We start from the raw sequence: 21499 nt of genomic DNA on the forward strand, positions 1-21499 counted from the left end.
GAGTGTAGAAACCCCATGTTAACCCAAGAAAACAACGCGAATTTGGGCCGACTCATTGAAATGACCGAGAAAATCACTACCGCAGATGGAAGTACGCGAACCGTCATCCCCTATCTGATCATCGATCGGCACAGCCATGAAAGACCGCCAATTCCCTGCGTGCTAACGCCCTCCTTTTGTCTTTTTCTGCAAGGAACGAAGAAACTCCATTTTGGCGAATACATTTTCAACGCTTACCCGGGTGACTACTTGGCATCTGTGATTGATCTCCCTGGGACTACGCAAGTAGTCCACGCTACGAAGGAATTGCCTTTTATCGGTCTGCGCATCGACTTTACGACAGAGGAGATCGCTTACGTGATGTTATCGGCCGGAATAAAGGTTAATCCGAAGGATAAAAAACGGAATAACGAAACCTTCATCGGAAAATCGGATGCCGATTTTCTGGAATTGTTCATTAGGCTTTTGAAACTGACTAGTAAACCGTCAGAAGCTCCCTTTGTATCCGCTCTAATTAAACAAGAGATGATTTTCAAATTATTGACGAGCGATTATGGGCATTTATTTTTCCAGCAAGTACTCTTCGACCAACAGGCCGACGGTATAGGGAAAGCAATTGCCTGGATCAAAGAAAATTTTAAACGTTCTTTTACTGCCCAGGAGCTTGCTAGTTATACGAATATGAGTGTTTCGGGACTGCAGCATAAGTTTAAAGCTATTACGACTATGGGTCCTTTACAATATCAAAAACAACTCCGACTTCAAGAAGCAAGACGCTTAATGTTAAGCGGCTCGATGGATGCCACCACTGCTGCATTAGAGGTTGGCTATGAAAGCCTTTCGCAATTTAACCGGGAGTACCGGCGGCAATTTGGCCTCCCGCCTCTTCAAGATATTAAAACCGTTCAGAAATCCTCCTCCGTAAAGTTCATTAATTGATAAAAGGCAGCGACCAAACGGTCAGCTGCCTTTTATCAATCTTATTAATCCAATACATCTACCAATAGGAGATCATTCCATTTTAATAATGTGCGTTTATCGGGTTATTGCTGTAAGTCATATTTCGAATGTTTTTTTCAGCTATTTTACGAATAATCGGAATGATTATAGAATCATCAACAATTGAAAGCTTATCTGACCTAAATAATTGAAATTTCTTTAACTGATAATAATCAAGAAGCACCTGCTCCATGGATGTCTGGTTCTGCACTAAATATTTCATATTCGTTATTTCTCGCAGAAGCAACGTATCTTGAAGAACTAAAAACTTTTCGTTTACCGGATTAAATATCTTTTTCTCCTTGCCGATTGCATAAAATTCTGCCACTTTTTGATTGCGTTTAGCAAAGGATTGATTCAGCTTATCAAATAATTCAGGATAAACGGTCTCAAGCTCCGTAAGAAAAACCTCGGACATTTTCCCTACTGATGATAAGGACTGCTCAAAGATTTGTTGAAATGCCCTTCCATAAGAAGTATCGCCATCAGTCATGGAAGGTTCTTCTAGTTCCTCGATGTAATTGACAAGGATTTCTACAATACCACTAGCTAGTTCCTCTTTGGACGAAAAATATTTATACATGGTGGCTCTGCTTACACCCATTATTTTAGAAATTTCTTCCATTTTCAAATGATGAAATCCACTGTGAACAGTCACAATTGGAATCAATTTATTCAATAAATCAGCTTTTATTTTTTTTGTCTTTCTGTTGTCGTCATCAATGAACCCCCTATTCATACAAATTGTACACTACAGAGCACAAAAAATAAACAAGTAGAATAAAGTAGACAAAAAGAATTAATATTGTTTACTTTGTTTTATTTTCGTGCTAAGATTAGCCCGAGCTCAGAAAGGATAAGTTGTTTGGTCTTAAGAATCTAACTACAACAAGAGGTGTTTCCTATCCAAACAAATAAACACATTACTTTGACGATCATTATCGCTTGTCAGCTTATGATCGTACTCGATGCATCGATTATGGTGACGGCCTTGCCTGAAATTGGCCGCACCTTGCACTTGACTACTACAAGTTTAACTTGGGTTCAAAATGCTTATATTTTAGCATTTGGCGGACTGCTAATGCTTGGTGCCAGAGCAGGCGACGTTTTTGGCCGTAAACGGGTATTTCTGCTCGGTATTGCCCTATTCACTCTGGCTTCATTGCTGGTTGGTTTAGCACAGTCTCCTGCATTTTTACTTGTTACTCGCGCTTTACAAGGTGTAGCTGCTGCTTTAGCTACACCTGCTACATTGGCACTGTTATCGGTGACCTTTACTGAGGTGAAGGAAAGATCTAAAGCGATAGCCTTATACAGTGCAGTGAACGGTGCTGGAGGAAGTGTAGGCATTATTTTAGGCGGACTTCTAACGGATCTCATTTCGTGGCGTATGGGAATGCTTATTAACGTACCAATAGGCATTGTGTTACTCATTTTGGCTCCCCGTTATTTATCTGATACACCGAAATCACCAGGAAAGTTTGATATATACGGGGCTTTCTCCTCTGTATTGGGGATGACATCATTAGTTTTTGGTTTTATTCAAGCTGCAGAAAGAGGATGGGGAGGTATTGGGACGATTATCCCCCTTATGATTGGTGTTATTTTAATAGCAGCTTTTATTCTAATCGAGACTCGTGTGGAACAGCCAATTACACCATTACGCTTGTTTACAAGCCGCGACCGAGCTGCCGGTTATATGGGAAGATTTTTATTTGTCGGCGGCGTAGCTTCCATGATGTACTTCCTGTCTCAATTTCTGCAGGTTGTACTTGATTTTTCGCCCTTTGAAGCCGCTCTCGCATTTGTTCCAATGACTGCGGTTCAGTTTGGGATGATGTATGTCGTTCCGAAGTTGATGAAGCGATTTGCACTCTCTAAAGTATTAGTGTCTGGAATTATCATTGCACTCATTGGAATGGGCTTGCTGAGCAGAGTGTCAACGGACTTGCAATTTTTTCAAGGGGTAATTCTTCCAATGATTATCCTTGGAATTGGTGCTGGCATTGTATTCATTCCGTTTACGACGTTAGGGCTTAATCATGTTGAGCCTGGTGATGCAGGCGCTGCCTCAGGCTTAGTAAACGTAGCCCATCAGATCGGCGGATCCGTTGGCTTGGCAATTGTTGCAACGGTATTCAGTGCTGCATATCAATCATCCGCTTCTTCAAAAACAGAATTTGCGAATGCCGTTTCAGCTGCTATAACAGGTTCAGCCTTTTTCTTGACTGCTTCTTTGATTGCGGTTGTTATTTTACTGCTTCTAAGAGCGAAAAAATCTCCTGCTTAATTGACTCATACAAAATTAATCTACAATTAAGCGGTCTTAGTCATTAGTATAAAATGGACTCGGGCCGTTTAAGTTTTCTAAAAAAAAACCACTCCAGAGGAGTGGCTAGTCCTATTTGAAACTACTTTCTATTAAGCAAAAAAAACTAAAATTCAGTATCCAACACTACATTTCTAATCACCAATCATCTCTAACTCATTAATTTGTAGATATTGTCCACCATTGTTTTTAGTTATAAATATTCTATATTTACTATATGAGTTTTGATTATCTACAGTGAAAAGTTTTGATTCATTTTGAACCCAATCCGTTATCCCAACTTGAGTATCAAGTGTGACCCACTCATTTCCATTAAATCCTTGAAAAATCCAGTCTTTAGGTGCTCTTTCGGGTCCAGTATTATGATCAATTGTCCTTATTGTATACTTAGTTACCGTTCTTGGACTTGAAAACTGATAAGATAGCCATTCGTTTTGCGTGCTAGTGGGAGCCCAGCCAAATTGATTATACAGTCGATCAAATGCAATATATCCACTTGTACTTCCATTTAATGCACTGCTAAATTCAACTAATCCTTGAGGAGAGTTATTGCTCATCATCGGTGGAATTAAACTCTGACTTGGTCCAGTTAAAGTGTATGATATCGTTGATTTTGAAGATTCTCCGTTAGGAAAAATAGCTGTAACTGCAAGCTTATACGTAACCCCATTCACTAATCCAGAAAATGTATAATTGATATCTTGAATAGGAATATTGTTAACTTTAACTCCATTTTGATATACATTATATCCTATAGAATTCTTCGTTTTCCTCCAGCTCATTACAATATTATTATCTATCTGCGTTGCATTTAAACTATTTGGGGAATCAATCGAAGGAATAACCTTGGATTGCTCCATTTCAATCTCTCCTATTGATATATAAGTATCACCATTGTTTTTAACAATATAAAGTCTGTAAGCCTGGTAAGCACTCGTATTATTAATATTGAAATACTTTGCTTGACCTGGCTGCCAATCTGTAATTCCCGTCCTACTGTCTAATGTAATCCATTGTGTCCCGTCAAATGCTTCAAACTTCCAATCTTTTGGTGCTCTAGCAGGTCCAACAGGATGATTTATGGGAATAATAGAATATTTGGTAATAACTTTAGGATTACTAAATTCATAAGAAATCCACTCATTTTGAGAAGAAAGTGGGGCCCATCCATTAGCATCACTTACTCTATCAAATGAGAGATAACCCTCTTGAAGTTTACTGCTATACTGGATACGTCCATAAGCAGAATTATTACTGCTCATTTGTGGAACTATATTTCTAATAAAATCGGTAACTTGATCACCTAGATAGGTAGGAAAGTACGTAATTTCATTTAATGCAGCCCATGAAGTTCTTCCAGTCACCTTTATTCTTATGCCATCATAGCTGTCTTGGGCCACTGGTATAGGTTCTTGAATCGTCGGAAGTCTATAATTAGAATTAGAGAATAATGAAATAGGATTACTAATTCTAATCCATTCTCCTTCAATTAATCCATAAATAATATAGTTAATATTTTCAGCTGGAGAAGCATGTGAAGCAATTTGAATTGCCCCTATTGTTAATGGACTTGGGAAAAGCAATTCAACTTGCCCTCCAATACCTCCTGAATTCCAATATGTCTCTAGATTACAGTCGACAGCAATATCAGCAGTATGACCAGAGTAAGAAACACCAGAGATAGTTGTTGTTTCTGGAAATTTAAATCCTGGAATTCCATTACAAACTTCTAATTGAATAAATCTAATTTCTGAAATAGCAACCCATGAACTAGAGTTAGTATTTACTTCAATTCTAATTCCATCATAATTACCCGGCAATATGGTAATTGTGTTTAGAATTGTAGGTGTAAAAGATGAGTCACCACTAACATCATGAGTAGTTGTATCGCTAACTTCTATCCAATTACCTTGATTCAAACCATAAATTTCAAATTCTTCAGTCGAGGTCGGTGATGCATAAGCCGCCAATTGCACTCCTGATATTTTAGTAGGCTCAGGAAATAATAACTCTAATGTCCCTAAACTACTCCCCGAACTCCAATAACTTAATAGATTTCCATCAATAGCATTTTCAGCAGGAGTCCCAGGAAAAGAAACACCGCTTATAATTGTACCTTCAGGCGGAGATGCTCCTTCCATTTCCTGTGCATCCTGGCCTTGTTGAAAATCGCTTGCTGAAACAGATGAAACAGTACTTGAAACCAATAAAACAAAACATAAAATAAAACAAATAAATTTTCTTTTCATGCTCATTCTCCTTAATTTAGTAATATAACTTATATCGGATCTATAATTGATAATCATTAATGGTTGATACCAAAAGAGTTTACATTAATACTTCATGAACGTCAGACAATAATAATTAAAAATTCAGTAATTCACTCAAAAAATCTAAGGACAGCCCCCTTTAAAGGTGGCTGACATGATCACTAAAATATTTTCGCTCCAAATTAAGAATCGAATTTTACATTAATTTTGTTTCTCTGAGCAAAATAATCGTGTTACAGAGACCAAACTATAGAGGAGCTGAAATTAATGGGCATTTTAAGCGGCAATCCAAAAGATGAGCCTATGCATTACGGCGAAATATCTAATGTATTTATGGCTTCATCCGCAGCAAAAGGCGCTATATCGTGTTATCAGGCATATTTAAACCACGCTGGCGATAAAGAACTTAAAAAAATTCTGGAGAATCTTATTGATCAAGCAAGATTAGAAAGCAAAGAACTTGATGCTTTGCTGATTAACAATGGCATCACTCCCGCTCCTACTATGCCGGAAAGACCAGCTGTTAAACTCGAAGATATTCCTGCCGGTGCAAGATTTACTGATCCTGAGATCGCTTTAAAAATTGCCTCAGATACATCAATGGCTATCGTTGCATGCAGCCAAGCTATGGGGCAATCGATCAGAGTAGATATCGGTGCACTGTTTGCTAAATATCATCTCGCCAAGTCAGCTCAAGGCGTTAAAATACTGGATATGCTCAAAGATAAAGGGTGGCTCATCTTCCCCCCGCTTCAAGTAAAGCGGCCGGAGACAGTTAAAGTATAGGTAGAGCAGCCTTTATTAAAACAGCCCCCTTAATGGGGGCTTAACGCCAGCAACTGCTCCCCTATTCAGCCTGATTAAGTACAGACAAAAGAATTAAGACCGGTTCTTTAATCATTGTGTAATGTGAGGAATTCAATTCACTGTCTCAACGCGCATACATCTAAAATGTTTTTTCGCAAAAAAAAACACTCCAAGAGGAGTGATCAGCGCTCATGATAAGCGCTATAGATTTGGATAGGAGTGGAGAGTACTATTCTGAAACTGCACTTTATTTTAGCCAATGATAACTTAGAACTATCTTCAATTCCTTACTCTATATCCATAAGGTTTGCTGTTGGCGGATAGTAACTGGATCTTGTAGTATTTGGATCTATTATGGTCCATGGTTCATTTACGAATGTACCGTCTGAACGCTGTACACTATATTCTGAAACTAATACATATTTAGACCATGCGACATTATAGGGATACGGGTTGTTAATTGTCAATTCTTTTGTTTCTTCAGTCATTTGAGTAGTTGTGTGGCTTTCATGTGTTGCTAGTTCCGTTGTATATTGATAAGAAAGGCCAGCAGAAGAATGCCTCTTATCCTCCTTTCCAAATTGAAATCCTACGTCTACCCCAATTGTATGACCAACGGTTTTTGACACAATATTTTGATCTTCCTGTGTCATACCTGTGGTTTGTGAATATTTATGTGTTTCATTCGGAGCAAGCGTATGAGAAGCTACTCGCTTCCAGTATTGTTTTCTTACATATAAATAATAGAGATTAGTTTTTATTTGTTGTGGAGTATCATTATCACCAAAATAAGGATCGTCAACCGCAATAAATGGCGCTAATGTATAGTTTGTTGTAACCTTTTCAGTAAGTTCCGGTAATATATCATTTATATCCTCATATTGAGGAACATCTGGTACCGGATACGTTGGAACTGAAGGTAAAGTAAAACTTTCAACAGCCTCGGGTTTCCACCTTTGACTGTCACCACCATGCCAAGTGTACTGAGTTATGTTTGCGTTGTCTGCGGTACTATTCTGATGTACACTCATTACCTTACCACTATTTTTATTAATAACCGAATTGAAACTATCTCCCTGATCCTGTAGAAACCACTGTTGACTATTACCACCATGCCAATAATACTGATGTACGTTCGCGTTATCTGCCGTACTGTTCTGATATACACTCACAACCTTACCACTATGTTTAGCAACTATTGCATAATAATTATTATTAAGTTGAATAAAGATCCACCTTTGACTATCACCCCCATGCCAATAATACTGAGTTATGTTCGCATTGTCTGCCGTACTGTTCTGATGTACACTTACTACCTTACCACTGTGTTTAGCCACTATTTTATAAAATTGATTTTTATTAGGTATCACAAAAATCATCCTTTCATAGAGGTTGCTACTCTCAAAATATTAGATAAAGCCATACTTACACATAAAAATCAGTACGAGAATTCAATCTACTCCTAAAATCACATAATTCCCTCCCTTTCAAGATTCTGTTAAAAGTTTTCGAACATTCATTAATATGTAATGTTTTTTTAAAAAATGCGTTCTTTTAATTGGTTTTTCCAATTCTGGGCTCACTAAATAAGGAACGATCAATCTTCCTTTTTATGATCCATCTCTATCAAGCTTAGCACGCAGGTAAGAGCGATCAAAAAGGTATTTATAGACCGACCTTTTATCGAACACTTATTTCTTAAGCAAGATACAAAAAAATCCGGCCTATTGGCCGGATTGAATATTTTAGTCTGATGTAGATAAAGCCAACAAATTTTGCAGTTCCTCAAGTGTTGTCCCCATTTTATAATTAAACACACCGGAAGAGTCTTTGACTTCTGACTCCTCTAAAGGCAAGTTTTCGTATAGTAATGCGATTTCAAGCATTGAACCCTTTTTAATTATATGAATACCTTTGGTTGTAGGTGCGATTAGGTAGGACTCATAATCCTTTGAAGACGTACTATGGAAAACGACTAAATTCCCTTTACGTGTCAGATACCCTAGTTTTTCAGGGTAGTTCATTTTTGAGCCGCAGGGTAATTTATAAGATATATTTGTTGACAATCGATCCACCCTCTTAGTATGTTTTGAATCCAAATTTACTTTCTAGATCCTCGTAAATCCTCAACTGCTTTATGTACAAATAGAGTATCCATTATCAGCGATCATCATCGTGAATTTATACTTCAGCAGTTTCATTCCTGATTCCACCAAACATCTCCACAACCAAATCTGATCCAATTTGGATGATCAATTTAACATCAGCTGGCGCAGCCTTGGTGTACAGTTTCATCTAGTCACCTCTCTCTCTTGGATGCGAAACCAGGATAATTGTATCATGGATTTTATAACGGTATCTAGGAGATTTGATGGGAATTCAGCAAAAAAAAGAATCTGTTATCTTTTAAAAGAATTAATGATTTCTACAATTTCATATTGTTGTGTTTCAATAGCTCTTTCCAACGGACTGCCATTATATGACCGCATTTTTCCCTTAAATTTAACCGGGGTAGTAAAGTCGACACCTTCTCCAAGCAACAGCTTCACTATTTCTTTGTATCCTAACCCGCAAATCCAAAACAACAATTCGGATTTCGGGGTTGTTTGACTCTCATAATCCGCTCCATTTTCGAGTAAGTATGCAGCGATTTCCACATTATTTCTCCAGCAGGCCCATTTAAACGCTGCAGAAAAATATTTCTGATCGATTCCATTGTCGATAAGCGTTTTTGCCGCTTCCAAATTTCCTCCACTCAGATTTGTTGTGAAATCAAGCAGCGAGCTTTTGAGACTATCCAGTTGGTTGATATCAATTCCTTGCGATAATAGTAATTCAATCATTTTTTTACTTCCACGTTCACATGCAAAATGTATCGGTTGCAGATTGTTCGGCCCTTTCGAATGGACATCGGCCCCTGCTTCAATTAGATAGCGAGTTACTTCAAAGTGATTGTTACTAATGGCAATGGATAAGGGCGATTGTCTGCCGACATCCTTCATTTCTTTATCCGCCCCTGCTTCGATTAAAAGCTTCACGATATCCAAATTCCCTACTCTGCACGCGATTTGCAAGGGGGTTCCATTTACCGGATTCGAATAATCCGTTAGCTTTTTATTTAGGCTATTCGCTTTCGCGTTCATTACACACTCTCGTACCCGATTCACATTTTGGTTATAACAAGCATGATGCAAGGTTTCATTATTAGTGGTTTCTGTCATCTGTAGTTGTTCCTTCCCCCTTAATTACCCAAGCCGGATTCGATTGCTGTCAGCTTATCCACTAGCTGCTCCCTTGCAACCGCTGTAAAGCTCAGCACGCCTCTCCGGTCTACGATAGCTCCCTGCTTGATTCGTTCATCCAGCCATCCAGAAACAAAACCCGGCGCGTAGCCCCCCGTGCTGAAGCCCTGCCCAAGAGCGATCATTTTTTCATACTCCGTTAAATAGTCCGCTCGCGTCACTTCGGGGTTTAACCCGGTGTACAACCAGAACTGGATATCATACATCAGCATCGACAACTCATCCGCATGAAAAGCGAAATAGCCTTTGTCCTCTACGATCCGCGTGCAAATGTTGCGAATGACCGCTTCAATACGATCTATACCACCGGCTTTCTGGCATAAAGATTGCAATAAAGATGAGAATTGCGCATGCTCCACCTTGTCCAAATCATCGAGCTTGTCCTGCTCCGAGGTGTCGAATACTTCCTCATTGACCAGTCCAGTTATAAAAGTCGCAAAGTTAGGCGCAAGGAAGGTAACCCAATAACCAGCCTCTTGATCCACATGTACAACTGCAGGCTCGCCGTCCCGGCCGCATACACGATAATCCAGCATAATGACATCATGCCCTGCTGACGGACAATCGCACAGGACAACCCCAATATCCGGATAGCCCCATTCTTCTTGCATAAAACGGCTGCCCAAACTGCCGCCCAGACTATAATCTTTCTCCCGCCCGATTCCCATAATGCCCGTAATGGCTACATGGTCCTCCGCCCAGGAGGTCGAAACGGCAGTCGGAAAACAAATATTGACCGGTACGCCGCCATTCTGCTGCTGCATCAGCCAAATATAGTCTGCCGGAAGCTTGTACCCCAGTTCCTCTTCAATAGAAGCTATCATCTCAGCAGTAGGCTGTGCCTCTACATAACTTTTGTCTGCATAATCGCTGGTTTCCCAGAACTGACTGAAGTCGCGCTCGCGAAAAGGAACACGGGCAATCTCCTTGATCGCCGCAGCTTGCCTCACCATAAAATCGCGGCATGCCTCTATGTACTTATCCACATCTGCATCGCCAGGCTCCAAACGATCAAACTGCTCGAATGCGGACAGTGCCTTTTCCCATTGATGCAGGTAAAAATAAGAATAGCCGATGCGCCAATTCCACGTTGCATCCTGTCTTCCTTGATGTTCTACTAACAGCAGCTGCTGCAACGCTTCTGTGTAGCGCCCTAAGTTGTTAAGCGCTCGGCCATAATGACCCACTATTTCGTAGTCCCGCTCCGATTCTGGCAGTTGCTCGATCGCTTCAACAATTTTGTCGTGCTGACCTTCAACATACCAGCTTTGCAGCGTGTCCAATCGTTCTTTTGACATTTCGCCACTTCCTTATTTAAATTTTCAAGCTTGAAGCGTTTACCAAGCCACGGTCTTCAAACCCTTTTTTGTTTCAATAATTGTAACTTGGAAATAAGATATTCCTACATTAAGTTAACTAGCATTTTATCGCAATGTCAAAAAGCATGATATGACTACCGAGAGACAGATTACATCAATGAGCTTTTTTGTAAATGTTCAGAAAAACTTCTCCTACTCTGTTTGAAGTGATTGCTGTTACTACTTCAGTAATGAAACAAATCATTCTACACACTTTTGGGTTGACAATGGTCAAGCCCTGCATTATGATTAGAGCGATCGTTCGATCTAATCAGGCAAAGGAGGTGGACAGAATGTTCGATTCTTACAATAAAGTGCAGAAAGCTGTTCTTGAGACAACATTGAATTTGATTATCGACAAAGAACTGCAAGCAACGTCTATATCGCTAATTGTAAAAGAATCTGGTGTATCTACCGGTAACTTGTATCATTACTTCAGCAGCAAGGAAGATATCATTAATGAGCTGTACAAGGCAATCTTGCGGTTTAACGGTGAGTATGTGACAAAGGGTTTGAACAACGAGGATGATTCTATTCAGACACGTTTTCATAGGGCTTGGCATAACGTAATCGATTTAGCCCAAAAGTATTCGAAAGGTTTTCAATTTATTGAGCAGTATTCATTCTCACCGTATATTTACGAAGAGTCTAAAATTGAGGCTTTTAAGGGATGCTGGTGCGGACCGCTCGAGAGACTGTATCAACAGGCTATTGATGAGGGCTTGTTTGTTCCACTGAAACCTCAAATGATGGTGCATATGAATTACGGTTCTATTGTTTATCTCCTCAAAGGGTATCAGCAAGACCATTTAGAAATAACGGAAGACGTCGCAGAGCAAGCAATTCTTACTTGTTGGAATGCGGTGAGCCGAACTAAGGGTTGGAACGAATAAGTTCTAACCATTTCTTTTGCCCATTATAGATCGAACGCTCAATCTATAAAAGTTGCTATGTTGGTTTGACTTGAAATTATAAGAACAGCATAAAATGGAGGTTGATTAATTATGGATAAGAAAACTATTTTTATTACGGGAACAAGTTCGGGACTGGGAAAACTGACTGCAATTCATTTTGCGAAACTCGGTTGGAACGTAGCTGCAACAATGCGCACACCAGAAAAAGAAACGGAACTTACCGCATACGACAATATTAAAATTTTCAAGTTGGACGTTACGAATGTGGAACAAATTAATTCAGCCGTAAACGACGCAGTTGCAGCTTTTGGAAAGATTGATGTTGTTGTAAACAATGCAGGACTAGGGTCTTACGGGCCGCTGGAATTAGCCGAAGAAAGTACCATCGATTGGCAGCTCTCCGTAAATGTTCGCGGCCCGATTAACGTCATTCGTCAAATCCTGCCTCACTTTAGAGCTGCAGGGGGTGGTATGTTTATTAATATCAGCTCCCACATGGGACTAACCACGGCAATGCCGCTTGCCTCACTGTACAATATGTCTAAGTTTGCATTAGAAGGTTTAACGGAAGCTCTTTATTACGAGCTCAATGAACTGAACATCGAGTTACGACTTATCGAGCAAGGTGGTTCCAAAGGTAACAATTTCATAGACAATGCTCTTTGGAATAAAAATAAAAAAATTACTGCTTACAATGAACTAGAAAACAAAATAACTTATATGTTGGAAAATGCGTCTGATGATCAACTGGATGATCCGCAAACAATTGTAGATGCTATCGCAGCTCAAGCAACCGGGGAAAGTAAACAATTCCGTACAATCGTTGGAGAGTCCGGAAAAGCATTGATCGGTCTTCGGAATTCTGTACCGATCGAGCAATACTTGGAAACAATCGCTTCGAACTTTAAATAAGTCGTAAATACGTTGGCCCAAGATCCTACCTATTAGTGCGATCTTGGGTCATTCTTTGAAACTGCCTCCACAATTGGATCGGCTACATTCCCGATAATGCTTGAAATGCGATCTTCTCATAATCGCCCGATAGATAACTCGTTACCCACATAGCTTAATCTCGTTGCCATTCCATAATCGGATCGAGTGATCGACTTTTTCAACAAGCAATTGGCGAAAGAGCGTCATGAAGGTACTGACCATATCGTAAAGATTGGTAATGACTTTTACTGTCCCCCTCTGCCTGCTTTCCCTTCCACTTGTTATCTTACAAAAAAAAACCATTCCAGAGGAGTGGTCAGCGCTCATGATGAGCGCTATAAATTACAAACTCCATTCCTCAACCCTCCCATGATTATTCAAAAACAATCACTTATGCTATAATCCCAAATAGGGGTGATTTCATTGAATAGTGGTATTTTAGCCTGTTTTATGTTCGTTGCTTTATTTTTTCTTCTTAGGAAAAAGAAAAAGTAGACTCGGTGCGCGGTGGTGTCTTTACATCACCCAATTCCCTCGATATTCTGCCCTGCTCATTCCTTCTGTTACCCACAGGCAGTTTCATAAGACTAGCAAGACGGACATTCGTGTTCGGCACCGACACTTTCTCGATATCGTCCAATTGCAACTCTCCACATGTTTTTGATTATTCAGCCTGTCCGTTAGAGTGCATCAAATTCGTCTGCACTTATCCAACATTCGGCTGCTCCATTATCCCAAGCAACCCGAAGTTCCTACTCAGAAGTTCTATTCCGTTTCACTACATACTGCTTCACAACAGTTCCGGAATCTCCTTTTCTATAATGATCGCCTTCGCGAATTATCCTACCAGAAGCATCGAATGACAGTACATACAAACTCAAGCAATCCCGACATTCTAAATTTCTGGCTACTTGCATTTGTAATTGCCATTTTGATATTTTCCTTTCAGCTTGTTTACCATCGTTGGTGATTGCATAGTAATCTTCCACGCCATACGAATTGTGGATGTGTAGCTCCTTCCCACAAGCGCAAGTAGGCTTCACATATCCCATTTAGCACCCACGGACAATTTATTCAATATGTTATGTCACCCTTTCATCGTAGTGTTCAATACTTAATTATTTCGTGTTAAACTAAGGTAATTAACTATTTAATTTGAGAAGGAATGAATGAGATAAAAAAAGTTACCTTTACCCCAAAATTCTTTATAACTATTTCTTTGATATGTGGATTAAACATTGTACTAAGTAGCTTTCGAGTAGTTTATTCGTCATTAGAATTTGTTAGATGGATAAATGTTGTAATAATTATTATTCAATCTGGGATTGTTGGCGCTTGTATAATACAATTACTTCTTTTAAAAGAGAAATAGGCTATATTAAAATCAAGAGTTAATCGCTATTGAATATGTTGTATCACTTAAGAGTTATATTCTGTTTCACCGCTAGTATAGATTCCGCCGCATTAACGCGTTCTTGTTGATTGCCCCCACACCTGCCCTCCCACTGCTATTCATTATGATTCCTCGTCGAACAACTCGACTTCATTACGACCAAAGTTAATCTCATATTGTGCAAAATCTCCGATTTACAGCAGCACAATTTGAGTACGACTCAATCATTTCCATCCAACTCAAATTCGTGGGTATAAGGTAAACTGCTAATCATAACCCATTTCATATGAACACCCTCCCAAGTTAAAACAAGAAAGGCGATACAGCTTATCTGCATCGCCCTAGACCCTGCCAATTTCCGTTGAAATTTCTCTGCTATTTCACATCCTGGATAATTCGTAAGATTGAGAAAATAAAGTTGCAGACTGGCGGCGGGCGTTATGCTAACGGGCAGAGCTTAGACTTTTATTAAGAAAAGAGTTGTTTGTGGTATTATATGTAATTATAGGTTTTGAAATAAATGGATTATTTAAAAATGGGGAATCAAAATATGGAACGTAAAATTCAACTAATGGAAACCTACGTAGATATCGACTTAGGAAACTCACCCTTTTTAAAATTAGATAAAGGGTTACAAATTCCATACTCTTCAATCAAGGGAATAACAACAGGTAGACCGATACCAAATGCTTTTAAACTATATGGTGCTTTATTAGGAGGAATGAGAAATGGGTTATTTAGATCAAATGGTGGTTATCAACTGCACTTTTTTGAAAATGAGCTTGAAACTCTTCATTTAGATTTGAATAGCTTTAAAGTTGGTTTGTTCAAAATATCCAAGTTGATCATTGGTGTTGAAAATCCTGAAGAAATAAGTAAAAATATTTCCGAAAGAGTGAAGTGATCATTTGTTGATGAACTGTTCTTTGAACTAGAGTAACGATTTAATAATGAAATTTAGGAGTTCTTATTTCTAAATCAATGAGTTATGGACTGATAAAATTATTCCGGATAAGAGAGTGTTCTTCAGATGAGGCTGAGGTGTTATTACACCAAAAAAAAACCACTCCAAGAGGAGTGGTCAGCGCTCATGATGAGCGCTATAGATTTGGATAGGAGTGGAGAGAAACCATACTGTACTTTTATTATATGTATACGCTTCCAAATTGTCAATAAGCGTTTTCATTTTTTTTGAAAACGATTACTCTGTTCATCTTAAAGATGAACAGAGTAATTTGGAGAAAGCAGCACCAGCGCTTGGTCGAGATCCTCCTGTGTGCGGAAAGACAAACGCAGCACGCCGGGAACATCCTCCCTGCTCTCGATGATGCGGATATTGCTTAAATTGATGCGGGCGTTACCAAGCTCAGTCGCAATCGATCCGATAATGCCAGGATGGTCCGCAACATTAACATAACATTCGTAGGTCGATAAAATAATGCCTTTACGGCGCTCCGGCATCCGTCCGCGGAATTCCCCGGCGATCTTGAATTCCTCCTCGATCGCTTCGCCATCTTCAGATTCCAGAATGTGTACGAACTTCTCCGTCCCCGCCTGCCAGTCCTTCAACAGCTTCAAGAGCACGGTACGATTGTTAATGAGTATATCCCGCCAAACGACCGGATCGCTGGATGCAATTCGGGTGATGTCCCGGAACCCTCCTGCCGCGAGCGACTCGTACAGCCCGTTCTCCTCGTTGTAGCCGCGAATCTGATTAACCAGCGCTACTGCAATGATATGAGGCAAATGGCTGATCGCACCAACGATCTCATCGTGGGACTCCGCATCGACGGACACGATATGCGCCTTCGTATGCACGAGAAGCGCCTTCAGCTTGTCCAATGCTTCCTCCGATGTTGTTGCATCAGGTGTCAATACGTAGAAAGCATTCTCGAACAAAATGCTCGTAGCTGCCTCTACGCCCGATTTTTCCGACCCGGCCATCGGATGTCCGCCGATGAACGAAACGCCCCGCCCGTTGAGCCGGCGGCCGCATTCCACGACGGAGGCCTTCGTGCTGCCAACGTCCGTCACGATACAGCCGGGCTTCAAATCAAGCTTGCCCAGCTCATCTACATATTGCTCCAGCATGCCCACTGGCACACAGAGAAAGATAAAGTCGGCATCCTCTGCCGCTTCCTTAAGCGAGGTCGTCGCATAATCGACGACGCCGCGCTCCATATATTTCTGTACCGACGACTCGCGGTTGGAATAGCCGACAACCGTAAGTTCAGGCTTTCCTTTGAAGCATAATGCCAAGGAGCCGCCGATCAAGCCTACGCCAAAAATCGCTATTTTCGCCATAAAATTATCCGTGCACCGCCGATTCCTGAAGCACTTGCTCCAAAGCTGTCATAAACTTCTCGTTCTGTTCTTTCGTACCGATCGAGACGCGAATATGAGTAGGGTAATAAGTCCAGCCCGCACGCGTAATAACGCCTTTGCGCAGCAGAGCGCCAAACATCTCCATCGACGGACGTTTCACGTCAACCATAATGAAGTTGCCATGCGCTGGGAAGTAAGGAAGGCCAAGCGCGTCGAAGCGGCCTGCCATAAAGGCAATGCCTTCTGCATTTTCCTTGCGGCAGCGGTCAATGAATGCTTGGTCAGAAAGCGCTGCTTTAGCTGCAGCTTGGGCCATACGCGTCGTATTAAACGGCTCGCGGACTTGGTTAATAAACCGGATGACATCCGGATGCCCAACACCGTAGCCGATCCGCAGCGAAGCCAGTCCGTAAATTTTCGAGAATGTCCGCAGAACGAGCAGATTGCGGTAGCTGTCCAACAGCTGCAGCCCGTCCGGGAAATCAGGATCATTTACAAATTCGCAATACGCCTCGTCGAGAATGACAAGTACATGCTTAGGTACTTGATCGAGGAAGGATACTAGCTCGTCCTTCGTGACGATCGTACCTGTCGGGTTATTAGGATTGCATACCCAGATGATCTTCGTGCGGTCCGTCACTTTTGCGAGCATTGCAGGCAAATCATGCTTGCCGTTAGCCAGCGGAACCTCAATCAGTCTGGCGTTTTCGACTTCGGCGTTATGCTTATACTGGGAGAACGTCTCATCCGCCATGATCGTCTCGTCGCCAGGTGCAAGAAATGCGCGGGCAGCCATCAGAATAACTTCGCTGGAGCCCGTCCCGAAAATAATCTGATTCGTCTGAACGGACAAACGCTCAGCCAGCGCAGCAGTCAGCTCGACGCTTGCACCGTCCGGATAAATATGAGATTGCCCCATTTCCTGGATCGCCGCTGTCCGAGCTTGCTCGGAACAGCCTAGCGGATTTTCGTTGGAAGCAAGTTTAATAACTTCTGTAAGACCAAGCTCTCTCTTCACATCTTCAATCGGCTTACCCGGCTGGTAGACGGGAAGATGCACAATATTGCTTTTTGGCTGCATGTGCCGTTCACCTCTTCATCGAATTAACTGTCTATTGCATGTCATCTATTGTCTCACATCTTCCTGCCGTTTGAAAGGGTTCGCATTAGAAAAGAAAGACAGCCCTAGGGTTCTTCCGAACCTTCCGGGCTGTCTCATGCGATTATACCTTTAATTCGGATACGAACTCGCCGATTTGACGAAGTCCCGCCTCCCGGCTGCTAGCATCAGCCAGCAGCGGCAGCGCCTCTTCGATCTTGCGTACGATAGCACTTCCGACTACAACCCCGTCACAGGATTTGGAGAATCGCTCAACCTGTTCGCGGCTCGAAATGCCAAAGCCTACGGCAATCGGCAGGTCGGTCGCTTCCCGCACAGTGGAGAGGAAATCGTCAATGCCGCTATGGAATTCAGCGCGAACACCCGTTACGCCAAGCGATGACACGCAGTAGACGAAACCTCTAGCCTTGCGTGAAATTTGTACGACACGGTCCTTCGATGTTGGCGCAACAAGCGGAATCAGATGGATGCCTGCCGCTTCTGCCAGCGCACGAACCTCCTCATCCTCTTCCATCGGCAAATCCGGAATAATGAGACCGCTGATCCCCTTCGTTTTCACAAGCTCCATGAAGGCTTCAAGGCCAAATTGCAGTACCGGGTTGAAATAAGTAAACAGGATGAACGGCAGCTTCACACCGGCTTGACGAGCTTTTTCTGCCGTATCGATGCAATCCCGGATCGAAATCCGATTCACCAGCGCCCGCTCTGAAGCTCTTTGAATAACAGGTCCGTCAGCAAGCGGATCGGAGTAAGGAACACCAAGCTCAATGAGATCGGCACCCGACTGCTCCAGCTGCTGAATGATCGCAATCGTCGTTTCCAGATCGGGATCTCCCGTCGTCAGAAACGGAATGAGCGCGGTCTTGCCTTCTTCTTTCAATTTGGCAAATGTTTGATCAATGAGATTCATGCTGCTCACCTCCGAGATAACCCATAATTGCTTCTACATCTTTATCGCCGCGGCCGGACAAGCTGACCACGATAATCTCATCCTTCGACAGCGTTGGTGCAAGCTTCATCGTCTGTGCGATAGCATGCGCCGACTCCAGCGCCGGAATGATGCCTTCCGTACGGGAGAGAAGCTGGAGCGCCTCCAGCGCCTCGGCGTCGGTAATCGGGAAGTATTGTGCCCGTCCCGAATCTTTCAAATAGGCATGCTCCGGTCCGATACCCGGGTAGTCAAGTCCCGCCGAAATAGAATGAGCCGGCTGTACCTGGCCGAATTCGTCCTGCAGCAAGTAGCTCAACGAACCTTGGAATACGCCATGGCTGCCTTTGGTCATCGTAGCGGCATGCTCATTCGTATCCACACCGCGGCCAGCGGCTTCCACACCAACCAGACGAACCGTTTCGTCTCCTACGAAAGGATAGAAAATGCCGATCGCATTGCTGCCGCCGCCAACCGCTGCAACGACATAGTCCGGCAAACGGCCTTCATTTTCGACGATCTGCTTCCGCGCTTCGTCGCCAATGATACGCTGGAAATCACGTACGATCATCGGGTATGGATGAGGTCCAGTTGCCGAGCCGAGAATATAGTAAGTATCTTCGACATGGCTGACCCAGTAGCGAAGCGTCTCATTACAGGCGTCCTTCAGCGTTCTCGTGCCAGAAGTAACCGGAACGACCTCCGCGCCAAGCAATTGCATCCGGAACACATTCAGCTGCTGCCGCTTCATATCCTCCTCGCCCATAAACACTTTGCATTCGAGGCCGAGGAGAGCCGCTACCGTTGCCGAAGCGACGCCATGCTGGCCTGCTCCCGTCTCGGCAATGATCTTCGTTTTGCCCATACGTTTCGCCAATACAGCTTGGCCAATTGTGTTATTGATTTTATGAGCGCCGGTATGGTTCAAATCCTCACGCTTCAAGTAAACCTTCGCACCGCCCAAGTGATTGCTCAGGCGCTCTGCATAATAAAGTGAGGTTGGACGGCCCGAATATTTATGAAGCAAATAGCAGACCTCTTCTTGAAATTCCGGATCTTTCGAATAATGATTATACGCTTCTTCCAGCTCAAGCAGTGCGTTCATCAGTGTCTCGGGAACGTATCGTCCGCCGAACTTGCCAAAACGGCCTTTCTCATCGGGTACTTGGTTCATCGCTCTATCACCTTTCCAACGAATAATCTGATTTTATTAATATCTTTATGCCCATCCGTCTCCACACCGCTGGATACGTCGATGCCATCCGGCATATAGCCGTCCAGCAGCTCCGTTACATTGCCGGGATGCAAGCCTCCCGCTACATAGAGGGGAACACCTATGGCATTGGCCGCGTTACGGTATTCGGCGATCACTTCCCAATTAAATGCGACGCCGGTTCCGCCGCCAGCCGTATCGATCAGCACCGCATCGACTGCTCCTTCATAAGGCGCCAGCTTCTCGGAAGCCGGCTGCTGGGGAGCAGACATTTCGGGCTTGATCGAGAACACCTTCCACACGTCCACACCGAGCTCCTGCTTGACTCTGCGGCAATAGTCGGCGGATTCCTCTCCATGCAGCTGAACAACGTCCAATCCAGCCGTGCTCACAGCATGACGCAATTCTTCCGCGCTGGCATTAACGAATACACCAACCGTTTGCGGCGGTTGACCGTCAGCGGCATGAAGCTGCTTGGCAGCCTGCACCAGCAGAGCAGCATCCTCAGGGACTACCTGCCGTTTGCTTGGTGCGAACACGAAGCCCATTTCATGGAACGGCAAGCCGTCCATCAAGCCTATCGTATCGGCATCCTTCAAGCCGCAAATTTTAATCCGTGGCCGTTCGTTCATTACGTGTTCACCGGACCCATCAGATCGATGACGGCAGCTCCTGCGTCAGGCTGGCGCATAAAATGTTCGCCAATCAGTACGCCTTGCGCCCCTATCGACTGTAAGTAGTCCATATCTTTTGTGCCTGCAATACCGCTTTCGCTTATGACCGTCACATTCTCCGGCATCAGTGCAATCAACTGCTCCGTCGTGGTCAGATCTGTAACGAATGATTTCAAGTCACGGTTGTTGACACCGATGAGCGACGCTTTGTCCAGCTCCAGCACTTGCTCCAGTTCCTGCCGGTCGTGAACTTCCACTAACACGTCCATCCCTAGCGACTTGGAGATGTCGTACAACTCACTCAGCTCTTGCTTTGTCAGAATCGCTGCAATCAGCAGCACGGCATCCGCACCAATAACACGGGCTTCATACACTTGTTTATAATCAATAATGAAATCTTTACGGAGCAAAGGAACAGCTACTGTCTCATGCACCAGCGTCAAATAATCATTCGAGCCTTGAAAATAATCACGGTCCGTTAGCACCGAGATGCAGTCCGCACCCGCTTTCTCATAAGCCGCTGCCAGCTCCGCCGGATGGAAATCCGCCCGGATCAGCCCTTTCGAAGGTGACGCCTTCTTTACTTCGGCAATAAGCCCCATATCGCGCTTGCGGCCCGCATTCAAAGCCTTCTCGAAGCCGCGGCATGCCGCAAGCTCCGAAATCCGCTTCTCGTACTCCGCCAATTGAAATTGCTCGGCTAATGCCGCTACTTCATTCTGTTTGGTTGCTACAATCTTATCAAGAAACATGCGCCAACTCTCCTGTCGTTTGAATAAGCGAATGAAGCTGCTGCTCCGCTTTGCCGGAATCGATCATTTCGGCCGCTATTTCCGCTCCTTCGCGGAGAGAGCCAGCTAAGCCTCCTACATAAATGCACGCCCCGGCATTCGCCAGTACGATGTCGCGATACGCGCCGCGCTGCTCGCCGCTG

Annotated in this window: 18 protein-coding genes and 1 pseudogene; 6 read left to right on the forward strand and 13 right to left on the reverse strand. The window is 43.0% G+C overall.

Going from position 1 to position 21499, the window contains the following annotated elements; all coding sequences use genetic code 11:
• Window positions 1–15: 15 nt before the first annotated feature.
• Complete coding sequence (locus TY10_RS08360; RefSeq protein ID WP_042162498.1) at window positions 16–939, forward strand: AraC family transcriptional regulator; 924 nt, start codon at window positions 16–18, stop codon at window positions 937–939.
• Between the two features lie 82 nt (window positions 940–1021).
• On the opposite strand, the gene TY10_RS08365 is transcribed toward TY10_RS08360, so the two are convergent.
• Window positions 1022–1678 carry a TetR/AcrR family transcriptional regulator gene (locus tag TY10_RS08365; RefSeq protein ID WP_238327513.1) on the reverse strand — a complete coding sequence of 219 codons (657 nt, stop codon included), beginning with the start codon at window positions 1676–1678 and terminating at the stop codon, window positions 1022–1024.
• A gap of 216 nt (window positions 1679–1894) precedes the next feature.
• On the opposite strand from TY10_RS08365, the gene TY10_RS08370 reads away from it, so the two are divergent.
• Window positions 1895–3289: an MFS transporter gene (locus tag TY10_RS08370; RefSeq protein WP_272945281.1), complete on the forward strand. Its 1395-nt coding sequence runs from the start codon at window positions 1895–1897 to the stop codon at window positions 3287–3289.
• A gap of 173 nt (window positions 3290–3462) precedes the next feature.
• Here TY10_RS08370 and TY10_RS08375 read toward each other — a convergent pair whose 3' ends face one another.
• Complete coding sequence (locus TY10_RS08375; protein WP_042162502.1) at window positions 3463–5577, reverse strand: discoidin domain-containing protein; 2115 nt, start codon at window positions 5575–5577, stop codon at window positions 3463–3465.
• A gap of 288 nt (window positions 5578–5865) precedes the next feature.
• Here TY10_RS08375 and TY10_RS08380 point away from each other — a divergent pair, with 288 nt between their 5' ends.
• Window positions 5866–6384, forward strand: a complete 519-nt coding sequence (locus TY10_RS08380) for a DUF3231 family protein (protein ID WP_042162504.1) — start codon at window positions 5866–5868, stop codon at window positions 6382–6384.
• Between the two features lie 308 nt (window positions 6385–6692).
• On the opposite strand, the gene TY10_RS08385 is transcribed toward TY10_RS08380, so the two are convergent.
• From TY10_RS08385 to TY10_RS08400, 4 genes are all read right to left on the reverse strand, one after another.
• Entirely contained in the window at window positions 6693–7775 is a 1083-nt protein-coding gene (locus TY10_RS08385; protein ID WP_162160590.1) for an RICIN domain-containing protein, read from the reverse strand.
• Between the two features lie 375 nt (window positions 7776–8150).
• Window positions 8151–8471 carry a hypothetical protein gene (locus TY10_RS08390; protein WP_042162507.1) on the reverse strand — a complete coding sequence of 107 codons (321 nt, stop codon included), beginning with the start codon at window positions 8469–8471 and terminating at the stop codon, window positions 8151–8153.
• 333 nt (window positions 8472–8804) lie between these two features.
• Window positions 8805–9626, reverse strand: a complete 822-nt coding sequence (locus TY10_RS08395; protein ID WP_081735166.1) for an ankyrin repeat domain-containing protein — start codon at window positions 9624–9626, stop codon at window positions 8805–8807.
• Between the two features lie 20 nt (window positions 9627–9646).
• Window positions 9647–11005, reverse strand: a complete 1359-nt coding sequence (locus tag TY10_RS08400; protein ID WP_042162510.1) for an SMI1/KNR4 family protein — start codon at window positions 11003–11005, stop codon at window positions 9647–9649.
• A gap of 353 nt (window positions 11006–11358) precedes the next feature.
• On the opposite strand from TY10_RS08400, the gene TY10_RS08405 reads away from it, so the two are divergent.
• From TY10_RS08405 to TY10_RS08415, 3 genes are all read left to right on the forward strand, one after another.
• Complete coding sequence (locus TY10_RS08405) at window positions 11359–11958, forward strand: TetR/AcrR family transcriptional regulator (RefSeq protein WP_042162511.1); 600 nt, start codon at window positions 11359–11361, stop codon at window positions 11956–11958.
• Between the two features lie 111 nt (window positions 11959–12069).
• Complete coding sequence (locus tag TY10_RS08410) at window positions 12070–12891, forward strand: SDR family NAD(P)-dependent oxidoreductase (protein WP_042162513.1); 822 nt, start codon at window positions 12070–12072, stop codon at window positions 12889–12891.
• A 1934-nt stretch (window positions 12892–14825) separates the two neighbouring features.
• A complete protein-coding gene (locus TY10_RS08415; RefSeq protein ID WP_155985774.1) occupies window positions 14826–15209 on the forward strand; it encodes a hypothetical protein in 384 nt (127 codons plus the stop codon).
• A 311-nt stretch (window positions 15210–15520) separates the two neighbouring features.
• On the opposite strand, the gene TY10_RS08420 is transcribed toward TY10_RS08415, so the two are convergent.
• From TY10_RS08420 to TY10_RS08450, 7 genes and pseudogenes are all read right to left on the reverse strand, one after another.
• On the reverse strand, window positions 15521–16609 hold the full coding sequence (locus TY10_RS08420; RefSeq protein ID WP_042162518.1) for a prephenate dehydrogenase: 1089 nt from the start codon (window positions 16607–16609) through the stop codon (window positions 15521–15523).
• A 4-nt stretch (window positions 16610–16613) separates the two neighbouring features.
• Window positions 16614–17711: a histidinol-phosphate transaminase gene (gene hisC, locus TY10_RS08425; protein WP_042162520.1), complete on the reverse strand. Its 1098-nt coding sequence runs from the start codon at window positions 17709–17711 to the stop codon at window positions 16614–16616.
• Window positions 17712–17853: 142 nt separating this feature from the next.
• Window positions 17854–18660: a tryptophan synthase subunit alpha gene (trpA, locus tag TY10_RS08430; protein WP_042162522.1), complete on the reverse strand. Its 807-nt coding sequence runs from the start codon at window positions 18658–18660 to the stop codon at window positions 17854–17856.
• Window positions 18647–19852 (reverse strand): tryptophan synthase subunit beta, encoded by a 1206-nt coding sequence (trpB, locus tag TY10_RS08435; protein WP_042162524.1) that lies wholly within the window; start codon window positions 19850–19852, stop codon window positions 18647–18649. The genes trpA and trpB overlap by 14 nt, the downstream gene beginning before the upstream one ends.
• Window positions 19849–20523 carry a phosphoribosylanthranilate isomerase gene (locus TY10_RS08440; protein WP_042162526.1) on the reverse strand — a complete coding sequence of 225 codons (675 nt, stop codon included), beginning with the start codon at window positions 20521–20523 and terminating at the stop codon, window positions 19849–19851. Before TY10_RS08440 ends, trpB begins: the two co-directional genes overlap by 4 nt.
• Window positions 20523–21317 carry an indole-3-glycerol phosphate synthase TrpC gene (trpC, locus tag TY10_RS08445; protein WP_042162527.1) on the reverse strand — a complete coding sequence of 265 codons (795 nt, stop codon included), beginning with the start codon at window positions 21315–21317 and terminating at the stop codon, window positions 20523–20525. Before trpC ends, TY10_RS08440 begins: the two co-directional genes overlap by 1 nt.
• A pseudogene (locus TY10_RS08450) lies at window positions 21307–21499 on the reverse strand (anthranilate phosphoribosyltransferase); the annotation flags it as partial. The pseudogene TY10_RS08450 and the gene trpC, both read right to left, overlap by 11 nt.

The organism is Paenibacillus gorillae, assembly GCF_000513275.1.
In the GTDB taxonomy this organism is placed as follows: Bacteria; Bacillota; Bacilli; order Paenibacillales; family Paenibacillaceae; genus Pristimantibacillus; species Pristimantibacillus gorillae.